The sequence below is a fragment of the Streptomyces sp. NPDC047079 genome (genome assembly GCF_040643755.1).
Taxonomy (GTDB): domain Bacteria; phylum Actinomycetota; class Actinomycetes; order Streptomycetales; family Streptomycetaceae; genus Streptomyces.
This window is the reverse complement of sequence record NZ_JBEYUZ010000008.1, coordinates 25,767-36,271: the sequence shown is the minus strand read 5'-3', so window position 1 is coordinate 36,271 and position 10,505 is coordinate 25,767. Positions and strand designations below refer to the sequence as shown.

6 protein-coding genes are annotated in these 10,505 nt (G+C 66.8%); 5 read left to right on the top strand and 1 reads right to left on the bottom strand.

Features of this window, described 5'->3' with window-relative positions; all coding sequences use genetic code 11:
• Positions 1-9 precede the first annotated feature (9 nt).
• The gene (locus ABZ823_RS13555; protein WP_361658289.1) at positions 10-3,813 is read right to left on the bottom strand and encodes a GH92 family glycosyl hydrolase; all 3,804 of its coding nucleotides are present in this window, start codon (positions 3,811-3,813) and stop codon (positions 10-12) included.
• 459 nt (positions 3,814-4,272) lie between these two features.
• Here ABZ823_RS13555 and ngcE point away from each other — a divergent pair, with 459 nt between their 5' ends.
• From ngcE to ABZ823_RS13530, 5 genes are all read left to right on the top strand, one after another.
• Positions 4,273-5,724 carry an N-acetylglucosamine/diacetylchitobiose ABC transporter substrate-binding protein gene (gene ngcE, locus ABZ823_RS13550; protein ID WP_361658286.1) on the top strand — a complete coding sequence of 484 codons (1,452 nt, stop codon included), beginning with the start codon at positions 4,273-4,275 and terminating at the stop codon, positions 5,722-5,724.
• A 73-nt stretch (positions 5,725-5,797) separates the two neighbouring features.
• Positions 5,798-6,724 carry a sugar ABC transporter permease gene (locus ABZ823_RS13545; protein WP_361658283.1) on the top strand — a complete coding sequence of 309 codons (927 nt, stop codon included), beginning with the start codon at positions 5,798-5,800 and terminating at the stop codon, positions 6,722-6,724.
• 2 nt (positions 6,725-6,726) lie between these two features.
• A complete protein-coding gene (locus ABZ823_RS13540; RefSeq protein WP_361658280.1) occupies positions 6,727-7,650 on the top strand; it encodes a carbohydrate ABC transporter permease in 924 nt (307 codons plus the stop codon).
• 284 nt (positions 7,651-7,934) lie between these two features.
• Complete coding sequence (locus tag ABZ823_RS13535; protein ID WP_361658277.1) at positions 7,935-9,134, top strand: ROK family transcriptional regulator; 1,200 nt, start codon at positions 7,935-7,937, stop codon at positions 9,132-9,134.
• 133 nt (positions 9,135-9,267) lie between these two features.
• Positions 9,268-10,368 (top strand): substrate-binding domain-containing protein, encoded by a 1,101-nt coding sequence (locus tag ABZ823_RS13530; protein WP_361658716.1) that lies wholly within the window; start codon positions 9,268-9,270, stop codon positions 10,366-10,368.
• The last annotated feature ends 137 nt before the right edge of the window (positions 10,369-10,505 follow it).

Genomic DNA, 10,505 nt, shown 5'->3' with positions numbered 1-10,505 from the left:
GTGGGCGTGTCAGGCCAGGAGTTCCACCTCCGCCAGGGTCGACGCGGTGTCCAGGACCAGGCGGTAGTGCGCGTACGAGCCGGGGTGCGGGACCGAGAACGCCCTGGTCTGCCGGTCCCAGGGGAAGGACTCGCCCGAGCGTGCGTCCAGGGTCGTCCACTGGGTGCCGTCCGGTGACCCCTGAAGGGTCCAGCCCGTGGGGGCCTTCGTGTGGTCCGCCGGGGAGGTCAGGGTGTACTGCACCGCCTTGGCGGGGCCGGCCACCGGCAGATCCACGCCCGTCACGTCCGTCTCCGTCACCGAGGTGTTGTCGAAGAGCGGGCCCTCGCCCTTGAGCACGTCCGCGCTCGGCGACGGCACATTGTCGTCCTGGGTGATCGACACCGGCGCCGCGTTCTTCCCGCTGCCCCAGGCCGACGGGCGCGGACCCATGTCGAAGTCCAGCACTCCGCCGCCGGACAGCAGCGCGTGCGGCAGCGCCGTCGACGCCCACGGGTGGCCGTTGACCTTCAGCCCCTGGACGTACACGTTGCGCGTGCTGTTCTTCGGGGCGTTGACGACGAGGTCCCGCCCGCTGTCCAGGTGGACGGTGGCCTTCTTGAACAGCGGCGACCCGACGGCGTACTCGCCACTGCCCATGACCAGCGGGTAGAAGCCCAGCGCCGAGAACAGATACCAGGCCGACTGCTCGCCGTTGTCCTCGTCGCCGTGGTAGCCCTGGCCGATCGAGCTGCCCGTGTACAGACGGGAGAGGACCTCACGGACGTTCGCCTGGGCCTTCCACGGTTCGCCCGCCGCGTCGTACATGTAGATCACATGGTGCGCGACCTGGTTGGAGTGGCCGTACATGCCCAGACGGACGTCACGCGCCTCGGTCATCTCGTGGATGACCCCGCCGTAGGAGCCGACGAACTCCGGCGAGGCCGTCTCCGGCGTGGCGAAGTACTCGTCCAGCTTGTCCGCCAGCTTGGCCCGGCCGCCGTACAGGTTGGCCAGGCCCCGGCTGTCCTGCGGGACCGTGAACGCGTAGCCCCAGCCGTTCGTCTCGGTGTAGTCGTAGCCCCACACCCGCGGGTCGTATTTCGAGGACTCCACCCGCCAGTTGCCCTGCGCGTCGCGGCCCTGGAAGAAACCGGCCTTCGGGTCGAAGAGGTCGACGTAGTCGCGGGCGCGGTTCAGGAAGTACGCCGACTCCTCCTTGTAGCGCTTCTTGCCGGTCTTCTCGTACAGCGCCTGGCCCATCTTGGCGATGCCGTAGTCGTTGACATAGCCCTCCATCGCCCACGACAGACCCTCGCCCGTGCTGGTGCTCGTATAGCCGAGGAAGGGCGAGGTCGTCATGCCCTTGCGGCCCACCCCGGAGGCGGGGGGCGCGACCGTCGCGTTCTTCACCGCCGCGTCGTAGGCGGCCTCCGCATCGAACTTCACGCCCTTCACATAGGCGTCCGCGAAGGCCACGTCCGAGGAGGTGCCCGTCATCAGGTCCGCGTAGCCCGGCGAGGACCACCGTGAGGTCCAGCCGCCGTCCTTGTACTGCTGCACAAAGCCGTCGACCAGTTCACCGGCCTGCTTCGGGGTGAAGAAGGAGTACGCCGGCCAGGTCGTCCGGTAGGTGTCCCAGAAGCCGTTGTTGACGTACACCTTGCCGTCGACGATCTTCGCCCCGGTGTGCGTGGGGGTGTCCGGACCCGTCATCGGGGAGAACGGGGACGCGTACCGGTAGGCCGAGTCCACTTTCTCGAAACCGGAGTTGGGATACAGGTACAGCCGGTACAGCGAGGAGTAGAGCGTCGTCAGCTGGTCGCTGGTCGCCCCCTCGACCTCGATCGTGCCGAGCAGCTTGTCCCAGGCGCGCTGTGCGCGTGCCTTCACCTCGTCGAATCCCGTCCCGTCCGGGATCTCCTGGCGCAGGTTGTCCTTCGCCTGGTCGACGCTGATCAGCGAGGTGGCGAGGCGCAGGGTCACGGTGTGATCGGAGCCGGGCTTGAAGCGCAGATACCCCTTCACCCCCGAGGACGCCCCGTCCGTCACGGGCGCGTCGAACACGCCGTATACGAACAGACGCGTCGCCCCCGTCGACAGCCCGGACTTCACGTCGGAGAACCCGGTGACGATCCCCTTGTCCTTGTCGAGGGTCAGCCCGGCCTGCTCGGTCACATTGTCGAAGATCACGCTCGCGTCGTCGCCGGGATAGGTGAACCGCAGGACCGCCGCGTGGTCCGTCGGCGTCATCTCCGCCTTGAGCCCGTTCTCGAAGGTCACCCCGTAGTAGTACGGGCGCGCCGTCTCGTTGTCGTGTCGGAAGGCCAGCCCCCGCGCCCCGCGGGCGGTGTCGGGGGTGCCGGAGGCGGCTGACGGCATCACCTGGAACGTCTGCCGGTCGCCCATCCACGGGCTCGGCTCGTGGCTCGCGCTGAACGCCTCGATGACCGGCAGGTTGTCCGCGTTGTTCGCCCGGGCGTAGTCGTACAGCCAGCTCAGCGAGCCCGCGTTGGTCACCGGCGTCCAGAAGTTGAAGCCGTGCGGCAGGGCGGCCGCCGGGAAGGTGTTGCCGCGCGAGAAGGAGCCGCTGGAGTTGGTGCCGCGGGTGGTCAGCGCGTAGTCGGACAGATGCGCCTTGGGCCGGTCCGGCGGTGCGACCTTCAGGGCGATGTCGTCCAGCCAGCCGCGGAACTTCGCCGGCCCCTTCGGCGAGTCGTACGCCACCAGGATGCGGTCCACGGTCTTCCCCGCCGCGACCGACCCGATCCGCGAGGCCACGTCGTTCCACTGGTTGACGTACAGCACCTTGGCCGCGCCCTGCCCCTGTGGGGTCAGCGGGAAGCCGTGCTGGTCCAGCGCCCCGAGTCCGCTCAGATAGCTACCGTCGGTGAAGGCGAGGTCGACGGAGACGTTCGAGGCGTCGTAGTCCCGGTCCTTGTCGGCCATCGACGGGAAGACACGGTAGGACAGCCGGGTGTCCCGCTCGACGGGCACGTTCACATCGAAGACCTTGTTGTACGAGTACGCCCGTCCGTCCGTCGTGTGTGTACCCGCGTACCTCAGGGCCCGCCGGCCCGTGAAGCCGGCGCCCGCCTTGGCGGTGGGGGAGCCGATCGGACCCCGGTCCACCAGGGTGCGCATGTCCTTGGGCACGGGTTCGGTGTCGTTGCCGGTGGAGAACTGCACATCGGCGAGTTGCAGTATGTCCGCGCCGTGGTTCTTGGTGAAGTCGAGCCGGAAATGCGCGTACTCGGCGGGCTCCGCAAGGTCGTACGACTTGGTCTGGAAGCGCTGGTCGAACGCTTCCCCCACACGGGTGTCCAGGCTCTTCCAGTCCTTGCCGTCCGTGGAGCCCAGCAGGGTCCAGTCGGCTGGGTCCCGCTCCGCGTAGTCGTTGGCCGACGTCAGTGCGTAGGTGACCACTTTGACGGGCGCGTCGAGGTCGAACTCGACCCAGCCCGTGGGGGCGAAGGTGAGCCACTTGGTGCCGGACTCGCCGTCGATCAGGTTCTCCTTGACCTCCCCGGCTCCCGTGTTCTCGGCGCTGGCGCGGACATCGGTGACCTCGTCGGTCACGTTGCCGGGGATGCCGGTGGTGTATCCGCCGTCCACGCCGGACGCCCGTTTCGTGCCGTCCGCCGCCGTGTCCACGGTGTTCGACCACGTCGGCGCCGGATCGCCCGTCTCGAACGAGGAGGCGAACTCCCGGTCCGTGGCCGCCGGTTGGCCGGGCAGCGCCACTGCAGCGCCTTGCAGGCCCGCAAGCAACGCGAAGGCGGCCGTCGCCACGACCGCCGCCTGAGCCCGTCTGTGCCGAGATCTGTGCTGCATACGCGAGCACCCTCCCTGCGCTATGTAAATATGGACAACGTTGTCAACTCCGCTGCGCAAGGACCAGTAGGTGCCCAAGTGACCTGTGATGTCAAGGGCGTTGAGCGTGGCATTCGGGGTCAATGTGGCCGATACCCCGCCCGAGCGGCCCACGGGCATTCCGTATTTCCGCGAGGTCTCAACTCGGATAAGCAAACCGGCAACCTTGCATTCGATCTTGCTCAGCTGGCGGGAAGTGGACTATACCTGTCGGCGTTCGGGCAGCCATCGCCTTGGGGGCACGGCAGCCCTCTAACAGGCGCGACCGTGGGGAATCGGGAGGCGGCGAACGTTCTTGCACGACCGGCTGCCGTGCCGTCCCACTGAATCCCTTATGCACGACCCCAGCTTCACCATCACCGCGGTGCCGGGGAGGATCCGGTTCACCGCCTGAGTCCTGGAGAAGGCGAGGACTTGAGCATGGGATCCACTTCCGGCGAGAACACCACACCCGGGGGCGTCGGCCGCCGCGATCTGATCAAGCGGTCCGCCGCGCTCGGCCTGATCACCGTCCCCGCGATGAGTCTCCTCTCCGCGTGTGCCAGCGGCGGGGGTGGCGGCGAGGGCAAGGCCAAAGCGGGCAAGAAGACCAAGCAGAACCCGCTCGGCGTCAACGACACGGCACAGATGGAGTTCGTGCTCTTCGACGGCGGCTTCGGCAAGGAATACGCCCAGGACGCGGTCAAGGTCTACGAGAAGGACTTCCCCAAGGCGAAGGTCAAGTTCTCCGCCACCCAGAAGATCCAGACCACCCTTCAGCCCCGCTTCAACCAGGGCAACCCGCCGGACCTCATCGACAACTCCGGCGCCGAGCAGATGGACATGGGCGTTCTCGTCGGCAAGAGCCAGCTCGCCGACCTCACCCCGCTCCTCGACTCCCCCTCGTACGACGACCCGTCGAAGAAGGTCCGCGACACGCTGCGCCCGGGCGTCGTCGAGATGGGCCAGTTCGACGGCAATCCCGTCTGGATCATGTACTACGCCTACACCGTGTACGGCGTCTGGTACTCGCAGAAGGCCCTGGACTCGCTCGGCGAGACGTACCCGGAGACCTGGGACGAGATGCTCAAGGTCTGCGAGAAGGCCAAGAAGAAGGGCATGGCGGGCTGGACGTACGCGGGCAAGTACCCGTACTACATCCCCTTCTCCCTGTACCCGATGATCGGCAAGGTCGGTGGTCGCGAGGTCCTCGACGCCATCGACAACCTGGAGCCGAACGCCTGGAAGCACCCGGCCGTCAAGGTCTGCTTCGAGGCCTACTACGAGCTCTACAAGAAGGGCTACATCCTCCGGGGCACGCCCGGCCTCGACCACATCCAGTCGCAGACCGCCTGGGCCAAGGGCAAGGCGCTGTTCATCCCGAACGGCTCCTGGGTGGAGAACGAGTCCGCGAACGTGATCCCGGGCGACTTCAACCTCGCCGTCTCCGCGCCCACCGGCATCGACTCCTCCGACAAGATGCCCTTCGGCACCATCTGGGCCTCCGGCGGCGAACCGTTCATCGTCCCGGCCAAGGCGAAGAACCCCGAGGGGGGCATGGAGCAGCTGCGCATCATGCTCAGCGAGGCGTCCTCGAAGAACTTCACCGCCAAGGTCAAGTCGCTCACGGCGTTCAACGGCGGCACCACCGGCATCAGCCTCACCCCGGGCCTGAAGTCCGGTGTGGCAGCGCTGGAGAAGGCCGGCAGCAACGTCCTGAACCCGCGTCTGCAGGACTGGTACGTGCAGCTCGAGAAGGAGAAGATCGGTGTGGCCGGCCTCGGCGAGATGATGGCCGGGCGCATCACCCCGGCCGAGGCCATCAAGAGGATCCAGGGCTTCGCCGACGAGGCCGCGAAGGATTCGACGATCAAGCACTACAAGCACCAGTGAGGATCCGTCACCAGCGGCGGCCGCCCGCACGGCCGGGGCCGGGGGTCATGCAGCGAGATCGGGGTCGGTAGCAATGCAGCACGGCAAGTACCGGTTCATCGTGGGGTTCCTGGCGGTTCCCCTCGGGCTGTACGCGCTCTTCGTCGTGTGGCCGTTCATCCAGTCCATCTACTACTCGTTCACGGACTGGACCGGGCTGAGCCCCGACTTCACGATGGTGGGCTTCGACAACTACACGAGGATGTTCCACGACGACATCTTCTGGAAGTCGCTGTGGCACAGCCTCCTGTTCGCGCTGCTGCTGCCGCTGGTGACGATCAGCCTGGCGCTGTTCTTCGCCTTCATGATCAATGTCGGGGGACGGCACCGGAAGGGCGGGCCGGTGATCACCGGCGTGCGCGGCTCGTCCTTCTACAAGATCGTCTACTTCTTCCCGCAGGTGCTCTCGATCGCCATCGTGGCCCTGCTGTTCGCGTTCGCGTACAACCCGGACAGCGGCGCGATCAACTCGCTCCTGCGCGGCATCGGGCTCGGCAGCGTACAGCCGCTGTGGCTGGGCGACCCGAGTCTCGCTCTGTGGTGCGTGATGGCGGTCCTGCTCTGGTCCACGGTCGGCTTCTTCGTGGTGCTCTTCTCCGCCGGGATGGCCTCCATCCCGGCGGATCTGTACGAGGCCGCACTCCTCGACGGGGCCAACCGGATCACCACGTTCTTCCGGATCACCCTGCCGCTGCTGTGGGACACCGTGCAGTCCGGCTGGGTGTACATGGGCATCCTCGCGCTCGGCGCCGAGTCGTTCGCGGTCGTACAGATCATGACGACCGGACCGGGCGGGCCGGACTACTCGACCACCGTCATGGTGCTGTACGTCTACCAGAAGGCCTTCCGTGACGGTCAGGCCGCCTACGCAACCACGATCGGTGTCGCCCTGCTCGTCGTCACACTGCTCTTCGCGGCGATCGTGATGCGGCTGGGCCGGCGCGAGCGGCTGGAGTTCTGATCATGAAGACCACCGAGACCCCCGCCCCGATGCCGGCCGAGTCCGGCGTCACCGACGCAGGCAAGGACGCTCCGGCCGGCGAGCGGCCCCGGGAGAAGAGGGAGGGCACCGCCCTCAATGTCTTCTCGCACGGCATGCTCGTCCTGTGGGCGTTCATGGTGGTGCTGCCGCTGCTGTGGGCGGTGATGACGTCCTTCAAGGACGACAGTTCGATCTTCAGCTCGCCCTGGGCGCTCCCGGACAAACTGCACTTCGAGAACTGGGCGCGGGCCTGGACCGATGCCAACATGAGCGACTACTTCCTCAACACCGTTCTGGTCGTGGGGGGTTCGCTCATCGGCACACTGGTCCTGGGGTCGATGGCCGCGTATGTGCTGGCCCGCTTCGATTTCCCGGGCAACCGGTTCATCTACTACCTGTTCATCGGCGGCATGAGCTTTCCGATCATGCTCGCGCTGGTCCCGTTGTTCTATGTCGTGAACAACATGGGGCTGCTGAACACGATCCACGGGCTGATCCTCGTCTACATCGCCTACTCGCTGCCCTTCACGGTCTTCTTCCTGACCGCGTTCTTCCGCACCCTGCCGACGTCGGTGGCGGAGGCCGCGTTCGTGGACGGGGCCTCGCACACCCGGACCTTCTTCCAGATCATGCTCCCGATGGCGAAGCCGGGCCTGATCAGCGTGGGGATCTTCAACTTCCTGGGCCAGTGGAACCAGTACATGCTCCCGACGGTCCTGAACACCGACCCCGACAAACACGTCCTCACACAGGGCCTGGTCCAGCTGGCCGCCAGCCAGGGCTACAAGGGTGACTGGTCCGGCCTCTTCGCGGGTCTGGTGATGGCCATGCTGCCGGTACTGGCGGCGTACATCGTCTTCCAGCGCCAGGTGGTGCAGGGGCTCACCGCGGGGGCTCTCAAGTAGCGACACACAAGCTCCGCCGGAGCGAAGGCGGTGTGCCGAGGCGACCGTACCTACGCCGGAGACCTCGACTTCCGGCGTCGTCCCCGTGAACCGGGGGCGGCGCCGATGTGTCCGTACGCACTCATTCCGATCTTCCCTGATTTCCGTCAAGGACTTGACTGCGGCAACCCGTTCAGCGGAGCTTGGAGTTCACAACTTGTAAGTGACTCGGGTTCCGCTGGCGTGATCCGAGTCACACTGGCGGCATCGTGGCCGCCGGGCTGAGGGCAGGAGTGGATGAGTCGATGGAGACTCCGGGGTCGCAGTCGTCGCTGCACCGAGCAAATCTGGAACGCGTCGTTCGTGCGGTGCGCCTCGCCGGGTCGCTCACGCAGGCGGAGATCGCGAGGACGACGGGCCTGTCCGCGGCAACGGTCTCCAACATCGTGCGGGAACTGAAGGACGGCGGAACCGTCGAGGTCACGCCCACGTCGTCGGGCGGCCGAAGGGCCCGCAGCGTCTCTCTGAGCGGTGATGCCGGCATCGTCATCGGCATCGACTTCGGGCACACCCATTTGCGCGTCGCGGTCGGAAACCTCGCCCATCAGGTGCTGGCCGAGGAGTCGGAGCCGCTGGACGTGGACGCCTCCGCCGCGCAGGGCTTCGACCGGGCGGAAGAGCTGGTCAGCAGGCTGATCGAGGCGACCGGGGTGGACCGCTCCAAGATCGCGGGCGTGGGTCTCGGCGTGCCCGGTCCCATCGATGTCGAGTCGGGCACCCTCGGCTCCACCGCGATCCTGCCGGGCTGGACCGGCACCAGGCCCGCCGAGGAGCTGCGGGGGCGGCTCGGCGTGCCGGTACACGTGGACAACGACGCCAACCTCGGCGCCCTCGGCGAGCTGGTCTGGGGCAGTGGGCGGGGGGTCAAGGACCTCGCCTACATCAAGGTCGCCAGTGGTGTCGGAGCCGGGCTGGTGATAGACGGTTCGATCTACCGCGGGCCCGGTGGCACGGCGGGAGAAATCGGGCACATCACTCTCGATGAATCCGGTCCCGTCTGCCGCTGCGGCAACCGGGGCTGTCTGGAGACCTTCACGGCCGCGCGGTACGTGCTGCCGCTGCTCCAGCCCAGCCACGGTGCCGATCTGACCATGGAGGGCGTGGTCAGGCTGGCGCGGGACGGCGATCCGGGCTGCCGTCGGGTGATCGCGGACGTCGGTCGCCACATCGGCAGTGGGGTCGCCAACCTCTGCAATCTCCTGAACCCGAGCCGTGTGGTCCTGGGCGGTGACCTCGCCGAGGCCGGGGAGCTGGTTCTGGGGCCCATCAGGGAGTCGGTCGGCCGTTACGCGATCCCCAGTGCCGCACGTCAGCTCTCGGTGTTGCCGGGGGCGCTCGGAGGCCGCGCCGAAGTGCTCGGGGCGCTCGCTCTCGCGCTCAGCGAGATGGGTGATTCAACCCTTTTGGACGGCACGCTGCCCGCCGTTACCCCTGCCTTCACTTAGAGAACGGATGGCACCGTTGCCATCTCGTTAAGGATTTACTTCTTGACGTCGCACCTGCGGCCGAGTTGACTTCCAGCCACCTCGGCCGCAACGACGCGGCCTCGTCAGGGAGGTTTCTGAAGTGAACACGCGTATGCGTCGTGCCGCCGTTGCCGTTGCCGCCGGTGCGATGGCCGTCGGGCTGGCCGCCTGTGGCAGTGCCAAGGAGTCGGGCGGCGGCTCTTCCTCGTCCTCGGGCCCCAAGAAGGGCGACGCCATCAAGGTGGGTCTGCTCCTTCCGGAGAACAAGACCGCGCGGTACGAGAAGCTGGACAAGCCCCTGATCGAGAAGAAGATCAAGGAGCTGACGGGCAACAAGGCCACGCTGGAGTACAACAACGCCCGGCAGGACGCCAACCTCCAGGCCCAGCAGGTCGACACCATGATCACGGACAAGGTGGACGTCCTGATCATCGACGCCGTCGACTCCAAGGCCATCGCCAACTCGGTCAAGAAGGCCGACGACGCCGGCATCCCGGTCGTCGCGTACGACCGTCTGGCCGAGGGCCCGATCAAGGCCTACACCTCGTTCGACAACACCCAGGTGGGCAAGACCCAGGGCGAGGCCCTCCTGAAGGCCCTTGGCGGCAACGCCAAGAAGGGCAAGATCGTCATGATGAACGGCGCGGTGACCGACCCGAACGCCGCCCAGTTCAAGGCCGGTGCCCACTCCGTCCTCGACGGCAAGGTCAACGTCGGCCGCGAGTACGACACCAAGGAATGGTCGCCGGACAACGCCAACTCCAACATGGAGGCGGCTATCACGGCGCTCGGCAAGAAGAACATCACCGGTGTCTACTCCGCCAACGACGGCATGGCCGGCGGTATCATCACCGCCCTCAAGGCCGCGGGCATCTCCAACATCCCGGTCACCGGCCAGGACGCCGAGCTCGCGGGTGTGCAGCGCATCGTCACGGGCGAGCAGTACATGAGCGTCTACAAGTCCTACCCGCAGGAGGCCGACGTCGCCGCGCAGATGGCCGTCGCCCTCGCCCAGGGCAAGTCGCTCGACTCGCTCGCCAAGGACAAGGTCGACAGCCCGACCACCAAGCAGGTTCCGTCCGTCATCGTCCCGGTCGTCGCGCTGACCAAGGACAACATCAACGACACGGTCATCAAGGACGGCATCTACACCGCCGCGGAGATCTGCACCCCGCAGTACAAGTCCGCGTGCGACAAGGTCGGTCTGAAGTAAGCGACCCCAAGTCCTTTCCCCGTACGGGAATTCGTCCTTGAATTCCCGTACGGGACTGGCGCACACACAAGCTCCTCCGGTGCCCCGCGTTCACCAGCCCCGCAAGCTCGTTGCGGGGCGCCGGACGGAACATTCCC

Coding starts and splice junctions, on each gene's coding strand:
- ABZ823_RS13555 (WP_361658289.1), bottom strand. CDS start 3,813: ATGCAGCACAGATCTCGGCACAGACGGGCTCAGGCGGCGGTCGTGGCG.
- ngcE (WP_361658286.1), top strand. CDS start 4,273: ATGGGATCCACTTCCGGCGAGAACACCACACCCGGGGGCGTCGGCCGC.
- ABZ823_RS13545 (WP_361658283.1), top strand. CDS start 5,798: ATGCAGCACGGCAAGTACCGGTTCATCGTGGGGTTCCTGGCGGTTCCC.
- ABZ823_RS13540 (WP_361658280.1), top strand. CDS start 6,727: ATGAAGACCACCGAGACCCCCGCCCCGATGCCGGCCGAGTCCGGCGTC.
- ABZ823_RS13535 (WP_361658277.1), top strand. CDS start 7,935: ATGGAGACTCCGGGGTCGCAGTCGTCGCTGCACCGAGCAAATCTGGAA.
- ABZ823_RS13530 (WP_361658716.1), top strand. CDS start 9,268: ATGCGTCGTGCCGCCGTTGCCGTTGCCGCCGGTGCGATGGCCGTCGGG.